Origin of the sequence: Corynebacterium sp. LK33 (genome assembly GCF_014334955.1) — a bacterium.
Classification (GTDB): Bacteria; Actinomycetota; Actinomycetes; order Mycobacteriales; family Mycobacteriaceae; genus Corynebacterium; species Corynebacterium jeikeium_D.
In genome coordinates this window covers 190,046-206,392 of sequence record NZ_PDGU01000007.1, presented here as the reverse complement: position 1 = coordinate 206,392, position 16,347 = coordinate 190,046, and the positions used below count along the sequence as shown (strand labels likewise).

At 59.9% G+C, this 16,347-nt stretch carries 16 protein-coding genes, 1 tRNA gene, 1 other RNA gene and 1 pseudogene; 13 read left to right on the top strand and 6 right to left on the bottom strand.

Going from position 1 to position 16,347, the window contains the following annotated elements; all coding sequences use genetic code 11:
• Nucleotides 1-7 precede the first annotated feature (7 nt).
• Both CRD20_RS01790 and CRD20_RS01785 read left to right on the top strand, forming a co-directional pair.
• Nucleotides 8-862: a serine hydrolase gene (locus tag CRD20_RS01790; RefSeq protein ID WP_187404727.1), complete on the top strand. Its 855-nt coding sequence runs from the start codon at nucleotides 8-10 to the stop codon at nucleotides 860-862.
• 267 nt (nucleotides 863-1,129) lie between these two features.
• Complete coding sequence (locus CRD20_RS01785; protein ID WP_070546216.1) at nucleotides 1,130-1,753, top strand: DUF3145 family protein; 624 nt, start codon at nucleotides 1,130-1,132, stop codon at nucleotides 1,751-1,753.
• On the opposite strand, the gene CRD20_RS01780 is transcribed toward CRD20_RS01785, so the two are convergent.
• Both CRD20_RS01780 and aceE read right to left on the bottom strand, forming a co-directional pair.
• Nucleotides 1,729-2,088, bottom strand: coding sequence for an acyl carrier protein (locus CRD20_RS01780; protein ID WP_187404726.1), 360 nt, complete (start codon nucleotides 2,086-2,088; stop codon nucleotides 1,729-1,731). The genes CRD20_RS01785 and CRD20_RS01780 overlap by 25 nt on opposite strands.
• On the bottom strand, nucleotides 2,088-4,844 hold the full coding sequence (aceE, locus tag CRD20_RS01775) for a pyruvate dehydrogenase (acetyl-transferring), homodimeric type (protein ID WP_187404725.1): 2,757 nt from the start codon (nucleotides 4,842-4,844) through the stop codon (nucleotides 2,088-2,090). Before aceE ends, CRD20_RS01780 begins: the two co-directional genes overlap by 1 nt.
• Before the next feature lie 276 nt (nucleotides 4,845-5,120).
• Between aceE and CRD20_RS01770 the strand changes: the two genes are divergently transcribed.
• The 4 genes from CRD20_RS01770 (at nucleotide 5,121) to CRD20_RS01755 (ending at nucleotide 7,364) form a co-directional block, all read left to right on the top strand.
• Complete coding sequence (locus CRD20_RS01770; RefSeq protein ID WP_005511050.1) at nucleotides 5,121-5,531, top strand: DUF3052 domain-containing protein; 411 nt, start codon at nucleotides 5,121-5,123, stop codon at nucleotides 5,529-5,531.
• Nucleotides 5,532-5,654: 123 nt separating this feature from the next.
• A tRNA-Val gene (locus CRD20_RS01765) sits at nucleotides 5,655-5,726 on the top strand.
• A gap of 71 nt (nucleotides 5,727-5,797) precedes the next feature.
• Nucleotides 5,798-6,403 (top strand): hypothetical protein, encoded by a 606-nt coding sequence (locus CRD20_RS01760; RefSeq protein WP_126108112.1) that lies wholly within the window; start codon nucleotides 5,798-5,800, stop codon nucleotides 6,401-6,403.
• On the top strand, nucleotides 6,369-7,364 hold the full coding sequence (locus CRD20_RS01755; RefSeq protein ID WP_370449428.1) for a cobalamin biosynthesis protein: 996 nt from the start codon (nucleotides 6,369-6,371) through the stop codon (nucleotides 7,362-7,364). Before CRD20_RS01760 ends, CRD20_RS01755 begins: the two co-directional genes overlap by 35 nt.
• Here CRD20_RS01755 and CRD20_RS01750 read toward each other — a convergent pair.
• The gene (locus tag CRD20_RS01750) at nucleotides 7,361-8,347 is read right to left on the bottom strand and encodes an SURF1 family protein (protein ID WP_049189600.1); all 987 of its coding nucleotides are present in this window, start codon (nucleotides 8,345-8,347) and stop codon (nucleotides 7,361-7,363) included. The genes CRD20_RS01755 and CRD20_RS01750 overlap by 4 nt on opposite strands.
• A 136-nt stretch (nucleotides 8,348-8,483) precedes the next feature.
• On the opposite strand from CRD20_RS01750, the gene CRD20_RS01745 reads away from it, so the two are divergent.
• Nucleotides 8,484-9,065 (top strand): GtrA family protein, encoded by a 582-nt coding sequence (locus tag CRD20_RS01745; protein ID WP_042388795.1) that lies wholly within the window; start codon nucleotides 8,484-8,486, stop codon nucleotides 9,063-9,065.
• Here CRD20_RS01745 and CRD20_RS01740 read toward each other — a convergent pair.
• Nucleotides 9,062-9,565 carry a low molecular weight protein-tyrosine-phosphatase gene (locus tag CRD20_RS01740; RefSeq protein WP_369707166.1) on the bottom strand — a complete coding sequence of 168 codons (504 nt, stop codon included), beginning with the start codon at nucleotides 9,563-9,565 and terminating at the stop codon, nucleotides 9,062-9,064. The genes CRD20_RS01745 and CRD20_RS01740 overlap by 4 nt on opposite strands.
• Before the next feature lie 68 nt (nucleotides 9,566-9,633).
• The gene (locus tag CRD20_RS01735) at nucleotides 9,634-10,314 is read right to left on the bottom strand and encodes an HAD hydrolase-like protein (protein ID WP_070644112.1); all 681 of its coding nucleotides are present in this window, start codon (nucleotides 10,312-10,314) and stop codon (nucleotides 9,634-9,636) included.
• Nucleotides 10,315-10,349: 35 nt separating this feature from the next.
• Here CRD20_RS01735 and cobC point away from each other — a divergent pair, with 35 nt between their 5' ends.
• The 5 genes and pseudogenes from cobC (at nucleotide 10,350) to rnpB (ending at nucleotide 14,703) form a co-directional block, all read left to right on the top strand.
• Nucleotides 10,350-11,483 carry an Rv2231c family pyridoxal phosphate-dependent protein CobC gene (gene cobC, locus CRD20_RS01730; RefSeq protein ID WP_070644110.1) on the top strand — a complete coding sequence of 378 codons (1,134 nt, stop codon included), beginning with the start codon at nucleotides 10,350-10,352 and terminating at the stop codon, nucleotides 11,481-11,483.
• Nucleotides 11,484-11,552: 69 nt separating this feature from the next.
• Entirely contained in the window at nucleotides 11,553-12,740 is a 1,188-nt protein-coding gene (locus CRD20_RS01725) for a Nif3-like dinuclear metal center hexameric protein (protein ID WP_070644107.1), read from the top strand.
• A gap of 5 nt (nucleotides 12,741-12,745) precedes the next feature.
• On the top strand, nucleotides 12,746-13,489 hold the full coding sequence (locus tag CRD20_RS01720; protein ID WP_070644142.1) for a zinc ribbon domain-containing protein: 744 nt from the start codon (nucleotides 12,746-12,748) through the stop codon (nucleotides 13,487-13,489).
• Between the two features lie 24 nt (nucleotides 13,490-13,513).
• Nucleotides 13,514-14,179, top strand: a pseudogene (locus CRD20_RS01715) (histidine phosphatase family protein); the annotation flags it as partial.
• 59 nt (nucleotides 14,180-14,238) lie between these two features.
• Nucleotides 14,239-14,703: RNase P RNA component class A (gene rnpB / locus CRD20_RS01710), an RNA gene on the top strand.
• Between the two features lie 10 nt (nucleotides 14,704-14,713).
• Here rnpB and CRD20_RS01705 read toward each other — a convergent pair.
• Nucleotides 14,714-15,877 (bottom strand): galactokinase family protein, encoded by a 1,164-nt coding sequence (locus CRD20_RS01705; protein WP_049170173.1) that lies wholly within the window; start codon nucleotides 15,875-15,877, stop codon nucleotides 14,714-14,716.
• A gap of 263 nt (nucleotides 15,878-16,140) precedes the next feature.
• Here CRD20_RS01705 and CRD20_RS01700 point away from each other — a divergent pair, with 263 nt between their 5' ends.
• On the top strand, nucleotides 16,141-16,344 hold the full coding sequence (locus CRD20_RS01700; RefSeq protein ID WP_016423068.1) for an SPOR domain-containing protein: 204 nt from the start codon (nucleotides 16,141-16,143) through the stop codon (nucleotides 16,342-16,344).
• Nucleotides 16,345-16,347: the final 3 nt, after the last annotated feature.

Below are 16,347 nucleotides of genomic sequence, written 5' to 3'. Positions count from 1 at the left end.
TGAGGCCATGACTTCTTGGAAGCCCTCTGTTCTTGCGCAAGTTGATCAGTGGCCAGTTGACACGGTCGCGGCTGCCGTGCGTGCCGATGATGGCAGTTGGCACACCCACGGTGATAGCGGTCGCGTTTTTGAGCTCGCTAGCGTGACCAAGTTACTGGCCGCTGTGGGCATGCTTGTGGCCGTCGAAGAGGGCGCGGTGGAGCTCGACCAAGAGCTCACGCCACCCGGTCACGGCGCGACTGTGCGTCACCTTCTGGCACACGCCGGCGGGGTGGGCTTTGCCAGCCGCGAGCTGGAAAAAGAACCAGGGGAGCGGCGCATTTACTCCTCCGCGGGCTTTGACATCATCGCCGATGCCATCGCTGCGGAGGCAGAGATGCCGTTTAGTGAATACCTGCGCCAGGCCGTGTTTGAGCCGCTGGGGATGGCGGATTCCGTACTGGATGGCTCGGCAGGGCATGGCGCGCGTAGCAGCGTCGCTAATCTCATGGCCTTCGTCGATGAGATCTTCACCCCGACTCTGCTGCATCCCGATACCGTGACCGAAGCGTTGACCGTGCAGTTCCCGGGCCTGAATGGTGTCGTGCCGGGCTATGGTATGCAACGTCCGGCCGATTGGGGCCTGGGTTTTGAGATTTTCGGACACCCCGATTCCAAGCAGGGGCTGTGGTTTGGTGCTTCGATGCCCAAGGATGTCGCAGGCCACTTCGGGCAGGTGGGCACGTTCCTGTGGCTGCATCGTCCAACCGGACGGGCGGCGATCGCGCTGACCGACCGAGATTTCGGCGAGTGGGCTAAGCCGCTGTGGACGGATTTCAATGATGAACTCTGGCGTGAGCTGGAAGAACACGCTGAAGATTAAGGGGATATGAGCTAAGTCGGCGTCGCTTGCGGCGCCGATTTTTCGTCTCAGCGATAAATCACATCTGGGGGATTAAGGACAACTTGAGGGTTGCCAGCAGCCGTCTCGGAAATAACAATCATAAACACGTGCAACGCAAACCTCAGAAGTGTTGTTTTACCGCAGTGCTTTTTCTGCAGTGTGGCAAGTGTCGTTGGATGAGTTCGTAGGGGAAGACGAATCTCGTCTTACACCAATTGACCGCAACTTTTCCGAGGACCTTCGTCTATGCGCACCCAACTTTCAGGCGTTCTGTGGATTCACAGCATGCCAGGGCCGCTGCAACCACACATCACGTGGGCGCTGGCCCGACTCAGCATGCCCGATGGCACTAAGCCAGGCCGGGATATTTGGCGTGCGACCGACCAGGATGCCACTTTGTGCGCCGAGGTGCCTTTCACTGCAAGTGCTGACACCATCGCCACACTGGTGGACAACCTGGCTAGGTGGCCGCGCCTCTATTTCGAGCTGGCGCAAGACCCAGCCGTGGATGATGACGGCTACGCCATCGATGGCATGCGCTACTGCCATACCCCGCAGCTGGGGACTTTCGCCGGACAGACCGATGCCGCCGGAAACATCGTGGTCAACGAGGATGCGCTGCGTTCCATCATGGCACGCGGCGGCGACATCGAAGGAACCCTCGACGCGGCCATCGGCGGGCCGTGGGATCGCGTGTTAGAGCCGATGCGCATGATGACGGCAGGCTACGCCCCCGAAGAGTGCTTTACGACGTCCACCCCTGCCGGACCCGACAGTGCCAGCGGCAACTCGACCGCTGGCAACGCAGACCTCGGTGGGGTAGAGGCAGCTAACGTGCTGCAGCTCTACCCGCGCCGGGCGGCGATGTAGTCAACTACATCGCCAAGGGTCTTAAACGAGGGAATGTCCTCGTCCTCAATGCGGACTCCCAGCTCTTCCTCACAGCGGACGGCCAACTCTACGACGCTCAAGCGGTCAAAGCCGTAGTCGGTCAGCGGAGTGGGGAGCTCTAAGGACTCCACCGCGTCGTTAGCCATCTTTTTGACGATTGCCGCGACCTCTCCGTGAAGACCTGCGGGCAGGTCAGCGTCGGCGGAACCCTTCTTCGAGCCCGCGTTCGCTGCATTGGCATCGTCAGCGTCCCTGGCCCCGGTGACCTGTGTGCCCAGTAGGGCGCTGAGCTGATCTCCAAGGCTAGAGGTCATTATTCAGCGCCCTGAGTGGTTGCGGTTGGATCGGTAATCTGCAGCTCTTCGGCTGCTTCCTGGGCGACACTCTTGTCGAGCTTGCCAGCGCGTGCCAGTGCGGCCAGGGCCGCAACAGCGACTGACTCGCCGTCGGAATTGAAGTAGCGGCGAGCGGCCGGACGGGTATCCGAGAAGCCGTAGCCATCGGTGCCGAGGACGGTGTAGTCACCTGGAACCCACTTGCGAATCTGCTCCGGGACCGCACGCTGGAAGTCAGTCACTGCGATGAATGGCCCATCGGTGTCGGACAGCTGGCGGGTAACGAAGGCGTCCTCGACCTCTTCAGCCGGGTTGTGCAGACGCTCAGTGTCACGCTCGTGTCCATCGCGAGCCAGCTCATTCCACGAAGTCACCGAGTAAATCGAGGAAGCCACACCGTAGTCTTCCAGGATGTCCGCGGCGCGCAGCGCCTCCTGCATGCCAATGCCGGAAGCCAGCAGGTTGACATGCTTGTCGCCCTCAGCCTTGCGGAAGCGGTAGATACCGCCAAGCAGCCCTTCGACATCGAGGTCTTCCGGGACAGCCGGCTGCGAAGTCGGCTCATTGTAGATAGTGAGGTAGTAAATGACATCTTCGCCGCGCTCCGGACCATACATGCGGTCGATACCGTCGCAGACGATGTAAGCAATCTCGTAGCCGAATGCTGGGTCGTAGGAGACCACGGACGGGTTCGTAGCTGCCAGCAGCTGGGAGTGACCGTCCATGTGCTGCAGGCCTTCACCTGTCAGCGTCGTGCGACCGGCGGTAGCGCCGAGTAGGAAGCCGCGGGACATTTGGTCACCGGCAGCCCAGATGGAGTCAGCCGTGCGCTGGAAACCGAACATCGAGTAGAAGATGTAGAGCGGAATCATGGCCACGCCATGGGTGGCGTACGCCGAGCCGACAGCGGTAAACGACCCCACAGAGCCCGCCTCAGAAATGCCCTCGTGCAGAATCTGGCCGTCCTTCGCTTCCTTGTAGGACAGCATCAGTTCATGGTCGACCGGGGTGTAGTTCTGGCCGTGCGGGTTGTAGATCTTCAGCGTCGGGAACCAGGAGTCCATGCCGAAAGTGCGGGCCTCATCAGGGATGATAGGCACGAAGCGGTCCTTGAGATCCTTATCGCGCATCAGGTCCCTGAAAACACGCACCGTCGCCATAGTGGTGGCAACCTTTTGCTTACCTGATCCCTTGAGGAGGTTTTTCAGGGTTTCCGGCTTTGGCGTTGTCAGTGGTTCGTAGCTAGTGCGACGCTCCGGCACGAAACCGCCGAGTTCCTTGCGGCGCTCCAGCATGTACTGCACTTCCTCGGACTCCGGGCCCGGGTTGTAGTACGGCGGCAGGTAAGGATCCTTCTCCAGCTCCTCGTCGGAGATCGGAATGCGCTGGTTATCGCGGAAAAGCTTCAGATCATCGAGCGTCAGCTTCTTCATCTGGTGGGTCGCGTTGCGGCCCTCGAAGTTATGGCCGAGGCCATAGCCCTTAACCGTGTGCGCCAGAATGACGGTCGGCTGGTCCTTGGTCTCCAAGGCCTTCTTGTAGGCAGCGTAAATCTTGCGGTAGTCGTGGCCACCGCGACGGAGGTTCCAAATCTCCTCGTCGGTCATGTCCTCGACCAGCTTGGCAGTGCGCGGGTCACGGCCGAAGAAGTGCTCGCGCACCCAAGCGCCGTCGTTAGCCTTCAGCGTCTGGTAATCGCCATCGCAGAACTTATTCATCAGGTCGACTAGTGCGCCGTCCTTGTCCTTAGCGAAGAGCTCGTCCCACTCGCGGCCCCAAACGACCTTGATGACATTCCAACCAGCGCCGCGGAAGAACGACTCCAGCTCCTGGATGATGCTGGTGTTGCCGCGCACCGGACCGTCGAGGCGTTGCAGGTTACAGTTAATGACGAATGTCAGGTTATCCAGGTTGTTCAGCGCCGCATGCTGAATGGCGCCACGAGATTCCGGCTCGTCCATTTCGCCGTCACCGAGGAAGGCCCAAACGTGCTGCTGTGAGGTGTCCTTGATGCCGCGGTCATGCAGGTAGCGGTTGAAGCGTGCCTGGTAGATGGCGTTGAGCGGACCAAGGCCCATGGACACCGTCGGGAACTCCCAGAATTCTGGCATGCCATGCGGGTGCGGGTAGGAGGGAAGGCCATTGCCCTCGCCGAGGGAGACTTCCTGACGGAAACCGTCGAGGTCCTCTTCGGTCAGACGCCCCTCTAGGAATGCGCGGGCGTACATACCCGGCGAAGCGTGGCCCTGGAAGAAGACGTGGTCACCGCCGCCTGGGTGGTCTTTGCCGCGGAAGAAGTGGTTAAAGCCGACCTCGTAAAGCGGTGCGGCGCCCGCATAGGTGGAGATATGTCCGCCCACGCCGATACCCGGACGCTGTGCGCGATGGACCATAATTGCCGCATTCCAGCGAATCCACTTGCGGTAGCGGCGCTCAATGTCCTCATCGCCTGGGAATTCTGGCTCCATCTCAGTTGGGATGGTGTTGACGAGGTCTGTCGAGGTCAGCGGCGGTAGAGCCACGCGCTTTGCCGTGGCACGTTCCAGCAGGCGCAGCATGAGGAAACGTGCGCGCTCCGGACCTGCCTCTTCTAACAGTCCGTCGAGAGACTCAAGCCACTCCTTGGTCTCTTCAGGATCTGCATCCGTGAGATAGGAGGCGACCCCATCACGGATAAGGGCAAAGTTTGACTCATCAGAGTGGGCTTGTGGCGTACCCGACGAGGTATCGGACATTGTGAGCTCCTTTCAGTCCCTGAAGGAAAGGCAAAGGTTATTTTTCTCCACTCTACGTCTGAATCGTTTGTTGTGCCCCTAGCCGTTTCTTGCACACGCTTTCACCGAACAATCCGGTCGGCTTTACGACGAACATTGCGAAGAACACTGCGAAAACTGCACCTTTTTGGGGAAATTCTTATTTTGCAGCTGTGAAAAATGTATTTGAGCGGTAAAATTTCTCCACATAGTTCGAAAAATCGAGCTGAATATTTTTTCTAGAGGAGGAAAAGGGAAGTGGTCAACGCCACAGGCGCTGCTCATGAATATGCGAGCAGGCTCGGCATCAAGGAAGGTCAGCTAGTCCAGGAGGTTGGCTGGGATACGGACTGTGACTCAGCAATCAGTGAGTCGGTCGAGAATTTCCTGGATGCAGACCTGCTCGACGAAGACACGGATGAGGTTGTCGACGTCGTATTGCTGTGGTGGCGTGAAGAAGACGGCGACTTGGTCGATGGTCTTGTGGATGCTTCCCGCCCTTTGGAGGATGAAGGCCGCGTTTGGTTGCTCACGCCGGGTGCTGGTCAGCCGGGTGCCATTGATCCTGGTGTGATTGACGAGTCCGCACAGCTGGCAGGTTTCTCCAACACCTCGGCGCTTCGTCTGGGGGATTGGCAGGGCAATTGCCTGGTGCAGCGCTCTAGCTAGCCGGCTTTCGCTGTCCCGTTTGAATCGGCTACTAGCCGAGCTATTGAAATAATCTGCATAAACGCTGTGTGTAGTGCGCAATTGGCAATCTATGTTTGCCGTGTGTTAAAGTTTCGCAGCAGCGCGGCGATAGCTCAGCGGTAGAGCTCTGGTTTTACACACCAGCGGTCGGGGGTTCGAAACCCTCTCGCCGCACAGACATAATCCGCCCGGATTCTTGTAATGGAGAATCCGGGCGGATTTTGTTTGTGCTAAACTTCCGGTCTGTGCGTTTTACAAAATCGCTTGCCACCATTGTTTTTGTCGGATCTCTGCTCGCGGGCGCTCCCGCCTACGCAATCGGCGGGGATGGTAAACCGATAATCGATTCGGCCACCTGTAAAGCAATGGTCAAGGCTGCAGATGCGGGAGAGCCGGTGGATAATCCGTCGATTCTCCATCTCTCGGATCAGATGCCTTCCTACATTGCCGACGGCACTTTGGATTACGTTGTTGCCCCGGATTTTCCGTACCGCGCACAGCTAGATGCTGCTACTCAAGAGTGGAATGAAAAGCTCGGTGGCAAGGTAGTGCTTCGGGAAGTGACCAAGGACAAGGCTGATTCGGATACTGTGAACGTTCGCTATGTGCCAAGGCCGGACTCGCGAGTCTTAGCTTCTGCATCGGAAATTAGTAAGGAGATGACGGTTTTCGTTACTTCCACTCTCTATCCCGATGCAATTCGCAGCACTCTTGCCCACGAGTTTGGGCACTTGCTCGGTATCCGGCACACTTGTGATTACACCTTGATGGCTGCATCGCAGCACCGCCATCCGGCAGCGCATGTCACTCCGCTCGATGTCGCAGCCGTTCTGCAGGGACAGTTTGATTAGATTGCGTACACATGCCAGAAGTCGACACCTCTGGCGGCGTGGTGCGGCTATCGCAGTGGGGTATGCACTTGACCGCATTTTCGCAGACCCCACCAATCACCATCCGGTGGCCCTCTACGGGCAGGCCGTCAGCAAACTTGAGCGCCGAATCTACGCCGACTCCAAAGCGCGCGGAGTGGCGTTCACCGCAATCGCCGTGGCCACACCGGTAGCGCTTACCGCCGCAGTCAGCACAGTCGCACCGAGTCTCACGCTGGCTGCCGCCACGTGGGCTTCGCTCGGCGGCACCACTCTCCGCCGTACTGGCGAGCGCATGACTGACCGACTCACCTCCGGCGACATCGATGCCGCCCGCGAACTTGTGCCGTGGTTGTGTTCGCGTGATCCGGAAGCTCTCGACGCTGATGGCATCGCCCGAGCGACCGTCGAATCGCTCGCTGAAAATACCTCCGACGCAGTCACCGGCACTCTCATGTGGGGTGCCATTGCAGGCGCTCCTGGTGTGGTCGCTCATCGAGCGGCTAATACCCTCGACGCGATGGTGGGGTACCGCAACGCTCGCTATCGACAGTTCGGGTGGGCCAGTGCACGGCTTGACGACGTCGCCGGGTTCTTCCCCGCGAGACTTACAGCTGTCGCAACTGTGGTTGCAGGTCCGGACCGTCGTCAAGCATTGGTAGCGTGGCGACGAGACGCCGGCAACCACCCAAGTCCAAACGCGGGCGTCGTGGAGGCAAGCGCTGCAGGCGCGCTGGGGCTGCAGCTGGGCGGCGCGACGGTGTATCCCAGCGGAGTGGAGATGCGCCCGGTGCTTGGCAGTGGTCGGAGGCCTGCGGTGGCCGATGTGCGGCGTGCCGCAGGGCTGAGCAAGCGAGTGCAAAACATTGTTGCGCTCAGCTGCGCCGGAGCAGCAGTAATTGCCGGATGTATCCGACGCGTGAAAGCGCGAGCTGAGAGTTAGAAACGCTCGTCGTATCGGTTATCGCGATAACCTGCGGCGCGGTGGCCAGTGTTGCCGTAGCGTTGCGCCATGCGCTGACGGTGCAGCTCGGCGGCGCGATCCTCGTCGGACTTAGCCGGCGGAGGCGTCGGAGTGGCGTCGTCGTCCGATTCGGGTGTTGCGGCCTCGGTGGCATCAGCGTCATCTACTGGTTCCGCGGCTTCGGCGTCGCGGAGGTTCTTGGCCATCTCCTCCTGCTCCGCGCGGTCTCGTCTGCGCTCGACGATTTCAGCGCGAATGAACCAGACGACGGCAAGCGGCACGAGAGCGCCGAAGAAAATCCATTGAATGCCGTAGGAGAGGTAGGGGCCGGACTCCAGAGTGGGCAGCGGAATGGCCTCGATGACGGCATCGGATTTGTCCGAGAGCTGAAGCCAATCGGGGTTGAGTTCGGTGTCGACTAGCTCGGACACTTCCTTGGTATTGATTCCGTAGACCTGCGGCGGGGTGCCGGCGATTGGAGCGGTCTCGGCGGGAATCTCGTTTCGGCGGGTAAAGGCCGAGATAGTCAAGGTGCCCTTCGGGGCTGGCTCAACATTGGGGGTGCTGGAGTCTGTAGGGCGTACAAAGCCACGGTTGACCAGGTAGTTTTCGCCATTGTTAGCGACGAAGACATCGAGTACCTGGACAGCGGGTGCGCCATTTACTGGGCGGTTACGCAATAGTACGCGGGTATCCGGCAGGAAGGACCCGGTGGCGGTAACGCGACGCCATTCGTTGCCCTCGACGAAGCCTTTGCCCTTGGGCATTAGCTCATTGACATCTACGGGGTCGAGCTCGAATGAGTGCTCAAGCTGCTGATTGCGATGCTGCGTCGCGGTGTTCTTACCCAACTGCCACGGAGCCAGAACAGTAAATGCGAGATAGGAAAACGCAATGGCGACAATCGCAGTGAGAACCCATCCAGGGGTCAGAAACTGGCGCACATTCTTAAACACATTCATTGAGCTTACCCGGTGCTGTGGATGGCACTAGAGCGGCTGGTGATTGGCGGTGCGGAGATTGAGTGAACTTCGGGTAAAGTTATTTGAGCGTATTTGACGGGGAATCTACCCGGGGATAGATGGAAAGAGAGGTGTCGTGGTGGGCACGCAAACAGCGAAATCTTCGCCTTCACGCCGCTTCAGCACAGTCTCGCGCCAGTTCATCAAGTTCGGTCTGGTCGGCGGCACAGGTGTGGTTGTCAACCTGATTGTCGTGATTATTGCCCGCAAGTTGGGCCTCAGTCTGGGCACCAATGAGCACGACGTGTTTATGAACTTGTTCGGAACGCGGTGGAATATCCGTTACTCCCACGTCTATGCAACTCTGGCGTTTGTCGTGGCTAACATCTGGAACTTCCAGCTCAACCGGTCCTGGACTTTCCGAACTGACAATCGCCCGAACTGGTTTAGACAGTTCTTCCCGTTTTTATTTGCAGGTATCTCAGCACTGATTGTGAACCTGGTTGTTATCACGCTGCTGACTAACCCCACCTCGCCACTGGCACTGCCGGTGGATATTTTCGACGACTCCACCGGCTTTAGGAACCGCCTCTACTGGGCAAACCTCATCGGCGTCATCTTGGGTACGCCCGCTAACTTCATCTTGAATAAGATTTGGGCGTTTCGAAACCGGGGCAATGCCAGCAAAACAAAAGAAAAGGTTGTTTTGAAACCTTAACGCTCAGAGGCCAGCGCCAGAGTCTCACGCAACCATGCGATGATTCCCGGCGTCGCGGCCTCAATTTCGTTTCGAGTGCGGACGAATCCCTCCGGACCTCCGTAGTAAGGATCGGCCACGACGGCCCCCTTCGGGGATGCCGGGTCGAAGGAACGCATCAGGCGAATCTTCTCTTTTGGCACGCCAGCGTGGAGTAGACCATTGATGTGCGATTCATCCATGGCGATGAAAAGCGTTGCATCCATGTGCTCATCGCCCAGCTGTGCCGCGGTGTGGTTCGGATCGTAGCCAGCATTTTCCAGCTCGGCTTGTGCTCGCTCGTCGGCGGGTTCGCCGACATGCCAGCCGCCGATTCCGCAGGAGGCGAGCAGGACATCGTCGGCAAGCGCATTGGCTTCAACCGCGTCACGGACGATGATTTCAGCCATGGGGGAGCGGCAGATATTTCCGGAGCAGACAAACACGACGTACACGGACTCAGTACGATGCGACGAGTTCATAAGCATAATAGGCAAAACCAAACTTCTCGGAAAATAAAAATAGGATTGTCACTAATCGTTGACGAGTCTTAAAGATACAACATTTCCCGCACAACACGATTCAGGTCCTCAGGCGAGGACGCCACCGCCGCTGCCGATGCCCACTCAGATTCTGAGCCGTAGCCCCATTTAACAGCGATGGCGGGGATACCGAACTGTGCGGCGCCCTCAAAATCATGGATACGATCGCCGACCATTACGACCGAACCACGCGGGCGCACTGCTTCATCGGTTTCAATGCCCAACTCCTTGAGCGTGTACTCAATGACCTCGGTCTTTGTCTGTCGTGAGCCGTCGTCGCTGGCGGCGCCGATGAAGTCAAAGGCGTCGAGAAGCCCGAAATTGTCCAGGGTCTTGCGGGCGAAGTAGTCGCCCTTGGACGTCGCAGTGGCTAGTTGGACACCTGCTGCCCGCCAATCGCGCAGGAGCTCCGGCCAGCCGGGGAACATCTCGGCACGCTGCCAAGCACCGGCGTGTTGATGCTCCATGTACACAGCGAAGGCTCGGTCGACTTGTTCGTCGGAAAGTCCGAGGGATGCGAGTGTCTCCACCATTGGCGGGCCGGGGATCGTGTTGATAAAGCTTTCGGGCGGAAATGGGTGGTCAATTGCCTTCAATGCAAGGCGGAATCCATGTGCGATTGCGGGGAGAGAATCGGCGATGGTGCCGTCGACATCAATAAGGACAGTGGGGCGATGGCCAGTGGACATATTGTTCATCCTAAAAGGTCATTAGGCTGGATGGCATGTTAGACGACCCGCTGCGCTATCACGGCGATCAGGCCGCCCATGGCGCTGACCTGGACTTTGCCGTCAATGTTCACGGCACCACACCGCAGTGGCTGCAGGACTCGCTGGCCACGTCCCTCGGAGAACTTGCCGCGTATCCGTCTGCGCAGCTCGATGCCGACGTCCGCGCTGCCATTGCCACCAACCACAATCGCAGCGCCGACGAGGTACTGCTTCTCCACGGCGTCGCCGAGGGCTTTTCGCTCTTGCCGCACCTGGGCTTGCCCGCCACCATCGTCCAGCCGCAGTTCACCGAACCTGAAGCCGCGTTCCGCGCCGCGGGAGTCGGGGTGGATTCGCTGGTACTACCGTCGCCGTACACGCTCACGCCTACGCTTGCCGACGTCCACGAGAACGCCTCCTCCCCGCATTCCCAGCAGCTTGACGGCCGGATGGTCATCATCGGCAATCCGACTAACCCCACCGGTGTTGCTCATTCAGCGGATGACCTGCGGGGGCTCGCCAGCCGTTGTGGGATCTTGGTCGTGGATGAGGCATTTATGGACGTCGCCGATGGTGAGATTATTCGGCGGTGCTCGCTAGCTGATTGCAGGCCGGGGGAAGCGAACAGTATCCCCGATAATGTCATCGTTTTCCGCAGCATGACTAAGACCTGGGCAATCGCAGGCCTGCGCTGTGGTTACGCGCTGGGAACCCCTGAGCTCCTGGCGAAGTTGGGGCGACTGCGTCCGCACTGGCCACTGGGCACGCTGCAACTTACCTCTATGGCGGCAATCGCGCGTCGCGAGGCAGAGCTGTTGCCACAAATCCGCGCTGAGATTGGTCAGCAGCGCGAGGCTATGACACAGCTGTTAGTAGCCGCCGGCTGGCAGGTGTTGGATTCCAAGGCTCCCTTTGTGCTGGCACGCCCGGGGGTTGCCCTGAGCACGCATGATGGTCCGGGCGCTGCGGAGGTTGACGTCGTCAAGCACGAGCGCCTGAGACAGCGGCTCGCTGCGCGCGGAGTAGCCGTGCGGCGTTGCGACACCTTCGCCGGTTTGGACGGTTCGTGGTGGCGGCTGGCTGTGCGGGACGAGACGAGTGTGCGGCGGCTTATTGCGGAAGTAGCGGATTTGCTGTCGCAGAACTGATGGGGCGGGGCAGAGTTCACTACGCTGGAAGAGAAGCTGGAGAGAAATGCATGTTGAAGGGATGGATGTATGACGGACTCTGCGCAGACCCGTGCCGAGGGTAATAACACGGTGGTGACCGTCGCCGACGTGCGTGCGGCGATGGATGCGGCCTACCCGCCGGCACTGGCGGAGAGCTGGGATAAAGTCGGCCTGATTTGCGGTGACCCGCAGGATGAGGTGCGTCGTATCGCGTTGGCGCTGGACTGCACTGACGAGGTTGCAGATCGCGCGATTGCCTCCGGTGCTCAGATGCTCGTTGTGCACCATCCGCTACTTCTGCGTGGTGTGAATTCCGTGGCGGCGGATACACCGAAGGGTCGGATTATTCATAAGCTGATCCGGGCAGGTGTAGCTCTTTTTGCAGCGCACACCAACGCTGACAGCGCCCGACCGGGTGTCAACGACCAGTTGGCCACGGTGCTCGGAGTTGAACCGGGTGCGCCGCTGGCTCCGCAGCCGGCTCCCGGCTTGGATACCTGGACGGTGAAGGTTCCGGCAGATCACGTCGATAAGGTCGCGCAAGCCATGTTTGAGGCGGGCGCGGGCACTATCGGCGACTACGACAGCTGTGCGTTTCGCATTAACGGCCGCGGCCAGTTCCGCCCGCTGAGCGGGGCGAATCCCTTCATCGGTGCCGAGGGGCAGATTGAGTATGTCGAGGAAGTGCGCCTGGAGATGGTCGCGCCACGGTCCGTGCGCGCGGCGATTGTCAAGGCTCTCGTTGCAGCGCATCCGTATGAGGAACCGGCCTTCGACATCGTGGACAATCAAGCCACCGGCTTGGATCCACAGCAGGCTGTGGGCATTGGGCGAGTGGGCACGCTGGATACGCCGATGCCATTTAAGGACTTCGTCGCCCGTGTGGCTGAGCGCCTGCCTGCAACGGCATGGGGCGTGCGTGGCGCAGGCGATCCGGAGCGGATGATTCGCACGGTTGCCGTCGCATCTGGTTCAGGTGACTCTTTCCTGGACACTGTGGCAAAGATGGGCGTCGATGCGTTCGTTACCTCTGACCTGCGGCATCATCCTGTCGATGAGACACTGCGGACCGCGGACTTCTGCGTGGTGGACACGGCTCACTGGGCCAGCGAGTTCCCCTGGTGCTACCAGGCCGCAGACATGCTGGCCGAGAGGCTCGGGGTCGCGACCGAGGTCCTTGAGGTGCGCACCGATCCCTGGACAGTGGCAAAATCGTCGACACAGGCAAGGAAGTGAAGACCATGAGGCTTAGTCCACAAATCCAAGTTGCGATGTTGGAAAAGGCGGAAAACCAAACTCAGTTGGATGGGCTCACCGCCCGCCAGAACGTTCTGCCCGAGCGTGCTGAGTTGCAGGAGCTGCGCAAAAAGCACAGCCGTCAGGCCAGTGAGGCAGCGCGCTCCAAGCTCAGCGCCTCCGATATCGGCCGCGATATTGCCAAGCTGGAATCGGACATCAACAAGCTGAAGGCCCGCGAAAAGGCTGACCGTCTGTCGCTCGGTGCCGCAGAAGACGCATCCACGCGCCGTGACCTCGAGCACGACCTGCGCTCCACCAAGCGCCGCCGCGAACGCGCTGAACAGGAACTCCAGCAGTACGAGCGCATGCAGGAGGCCTATCAGGTCGACGCTGAGCACGAATACGACGCCGACGAGGCGCACGATGACATCGTCGCCGCCAAGCAAAGGCTTAACGACGCCGAGGTTGACCTCATTGCGCGCATTTCCATCGCTGAGACCCGAATCGAAGAGGCTGACAAACTCATTGATGGTTCGGCAGCCAAGCTGTACCGTCGTCTAGCGCTTGCTAACGGCATCCCCGTTGCCCGCTTAAACGGACGCACCTGCGGTTCCTGCTTCATGGAGCTCGATGTAGGAACCGTGCATGAATTCACCACGCTTGCGCCGGAAGAAGTGACGTTTTGTCCTGAATGTGGCGCGATGATTGTGCGTGCGGAAACGCTGGGAGCGGTGAAAGGCGCGTAAATGAGCCAGGCTGCAGACAAGCGCGATAGCGCGCCGGGCTGGACGGGTGCGACTACAGATCCCACGCGGTTGGTGCTGCTGCGCCATGGGCAGTCGCCAATGTCGATTCGCCGGGAGTACTCGGGAAGCCGTTCGAACCCCGACCTGACAGAGGTGGGCAGACAGCAAGCGGAAGCGGCAGCACGTCACCTGGCGGCGTTGGTCGATAGCGGCAACATGAGTTTCTCGGCGATTGTGGCCTCTCCACAGCGTCGTGCACAGCAGACCGCAGAGGCGGCAGCCAAAGCGCTCGGCCTGGACATCCACGTTGAAGAGGATCTGCGCGAGACCGACTTTGGGCAGTGGGAGGGCATGACTTTCTCCGAGGCTCACAACGCCACCCCTGAGCTGCACAGTTCCTGGCTTGCGGATCCGACCGTGGCGCCACCGGAGGGGGAGGATTTCCGCACGGTCGATAGCCGAGTGAGCGCCACGCGTGAGCGCATCGCTCAACAATTCGGTGCCTCGGATGTGCTGGTAGTCAGCCATGTCACGCCAATCAAGTCGCTGCTGCGCCAGGGGCTCGGCTGCGGCTTTGAAATCTTCACTCGCCTGCACTTGGACCTGGCCAGCCTCTCCATCGCGGAGTTCTACGCAGATGGGCCGACATCAGTGCGGCTGATTAACGACACCAGCTACCTGCGTGGTTAGCAGCCGAGCACGGCGGGTTATTTGAATTGCGGTTGTGGCGGGTACACTAACCATTCGAGCGAGCCGGCCGGGTGATCGCGGCAGTTAACGGAACCGGACGCCTCTTTTACAGAGTGTGTCCAGGCCGCTGTCGAGGAAAGTCCGGACTCCACTGGGCATGGTGGTTGCTAACAGCAACCCAGGGTGACCTGCGGGAATAGTGCCACAGAAAATAGACCGCCGGGCGCACAGCCGATGTCTTTGACGTAAAGCTGTGGAGATCCGGTGAGGGTGAAAAGGTGCGGTAAGAGCGCACCAGCGGGGCAAGTGATTGCACCGGCTAGGTAAACCCCACCAGGAGCAAGGCAAAATCGCGCATGCTTCGTCGTGCGCGTGCGCGAGTGTTTGAGGGCTGCCCGTCCGATACTCGCGGGTGTGCTGCTTCAGGCTGTCAGCAATGGCAGACCGAGATGGATGATCGCCACCCGGCGCTTTCCGAAAGGAGCGCCGAGGGACAGAATCCGGCTCATAGGCCGACTCGTTCACACAAGCTTTTTACTCGACCACCGCGCCGGCCGCAGTGTTCTCCACACGGATGGTCTCGGAACCGCCGTCGTTAAGCGCGGAGGCAATCCGATCGGCATCGTCGACGTGGGACCACATCACCAGCGACGCACCCGGGCACGGCGCACAACGGGCAATCTTCTCGCAGTCGATGGTGTCGGTCAGCTCGGCAATCTGTCCCAGCACAGAGCTTGCCGACGGCGCGGAGCCACGCTCACTGACATCGCGCGAAACCCCTGCGATGGCTGCTTGAATATCGCTGTGACGGATGTGGCCGATGACTGCGCGGGCGCGGTCAGAGGATGCGTCGGCTTCGTCAAGCCACTGAATGGCACGGCCGATGGTGGGGATGTCTTCGTCGTCCGGGTGCACCTCGTGACGAGCACGCACCCAGTCCGCGACCCGCTCCTGTGAGTCGGGGAGGCTAGCGAGAGTCGGCACGCCAAAAGCGGCGCAGGCCTGCTGGAAGAATTCGTAGCGCTCCTCGTCGGGCGAACCGCCGGTGACATCGGGGGAGTAAGCGACAGTCAGCGCCAACGACTGCGGGAACGCCGTCTGCGTGACTGCCTCATCGGAGTGGTTGATGCACAGCAGGCTGTCCGGGCGGCTGCGCAGCGCCGTGGTGTAGGGGTACAGCGGCCACGACTGTCCCTTAATCTGCACCATGGTCTCGTGGATAGCGGTGGCAATACGCGTGCGGGTGGGCACATCATCGCGGTCGCCAAAACGCGCATTGAGAGCCAGTGCGAGGGCACACTGAATTGCCGGAATTTCTCCAAAACCGCGACCTGGCGCGATAGTGGAGGCAATGGTGACCTTCAGGCCGTTGCTGTTGCGCGGAACGAGATGCAGCGAGTGCTGCAATGCGACGATGGCAGCCGCGACAGCGGTCGGCACCTGAGAAAAAGCGGCGGGGACGCTATCCGGGAAATCCATCTTGGTAGTTTCGCGCTTGTACACGACAACGAGCTGCTGCTCGTCGATTTCCTCGATACCGACCGCAGCATAGGCAGGAATGGCGGTGGCTAGGAGCATGCCGCCGGAGGACGCGCAGTCCTCACCCAACAGGTTGATGGAACCCGGGGCGTATGCAACTGAAGCATTAGAACCGACGGCATCGAAGACGTCGTTTACGACAGCGGGTGCGGCGGGCATGGGTGAAACCTCTCCAGAGATCGGACTCATAGTGCTGGTGTGCAGTGTTCGCGTTCAACGCTTGTGTTCTAAGGTGAACAATTCCGTCGATAATACCCGGGTCGGGGGACAGTGACAAACCTATATACTGGGATTTTATGTCGCCGCAGCGCACATGGCAGGCAAATGGTTGCCTCTCTGCAAGTTTGCTTATGTGTGGAGTTGGCGGTGGCAGAACCGCTTGATAACTCGACATGTTCTCGATGTGGAAGAGGAGAAAAATCGTGAGCGACAACAGCAGTAAGTGGTACTACCAGCCGTCGACGGGCACGGTGTTTCAGGGGAAGAAAACCGGTTGGGACGACCGAATGGGCCCCTACGATTCCGAAGAGGAAGCCCGCGCTGCCATGGAAAAAGTCGCCGAGCGCAACAAGGCGGCCGACGACTGGGATGAAGAAGATGACGACTGGGGCGTAGCTGAAAAATAAGGC

Coding starts and splice junctions, on each gene's coding strand:
- CRD20_RS01780 (WP_187404726.1), bottom strand. CDS start 2,088: ATGACCTCTAGCCTTGGAGATCAGCTCAGCGCCCTACTGGGCACACAG.
- CRD20_RS01705 (WP_049170173.1), bottom strand. CDS start 15,877: ATGCCCGCCGCACCCGCTGTCGTAAACGACGTCTTCGATGCCGTCGGT.
- CRD20_RS01755 (WP_370449428.1), top strand. CDS start 6,369: ATGTCGCAGCCGTTCTGCAGGGACAGTTTGATTAGATTGCGTACACAT.
- CRD20_RS01750 (WP_049189600.1), bottom strand. CDS start 8,347: ATGAATGTGTTTAAGAATGTGCGCCAGTTTCTGACCCCTGGATGGGTT.
- CRD20_RS01785 (WP_070546216.1), top strand. CDS start 1,130: ATGCGCACCCAACTTTCAGGCGTTCTGTGGATTCACAGCATGCCAGGG.
- aceE (WP_187404725.1), bottom strand. CDS start 4,844: ATGTCCGATACCTCGTCGGGTACGCCACAAGCCCACTCTGATGAGTCA.
- CRD20_RS01790 (WP_187404727.1), top strand. CDS start 8: ATGACTTCTTGGAAGCCCTCTGTTCTTGCGCAAGTTGATCAGTGGCCA.
- CRD20_RS01725 (WP_070644107.1), top strand. CDS start 11,553: ATGACGGACTCTGCGCAGACCCGTGCCGAGGGTAATAACACGGTGGTG.
- CRD20_RS01740 (WP_369707166.1), bottom strand. CDS start 9,565: ATGAACTCGTCGCATCGTACTGAGTCCGTGTACGTCGTGTTTGTCTGC.
- cobC (WP_070644110.1), top strand. CDS start 10,350: ATGTTAGACGACCCGCTGCGCTATCACGGCGATCAGGCCGCCCATGGC.
- CRD20_RS01735 (WP_070644112.1), bottom strand. CDS start 10,314: ATGTCCACTGGCCATCGCCCCACTGTCCTTATTGATGTCGACGGCACC.
- CRD20_RS01720 (WP_070644142.1), top strand. CDS start 12,746: ATGAGGCTTAGTCCACAAATCCAAGTTGCGATGTTGGAAAAGGCGGAA.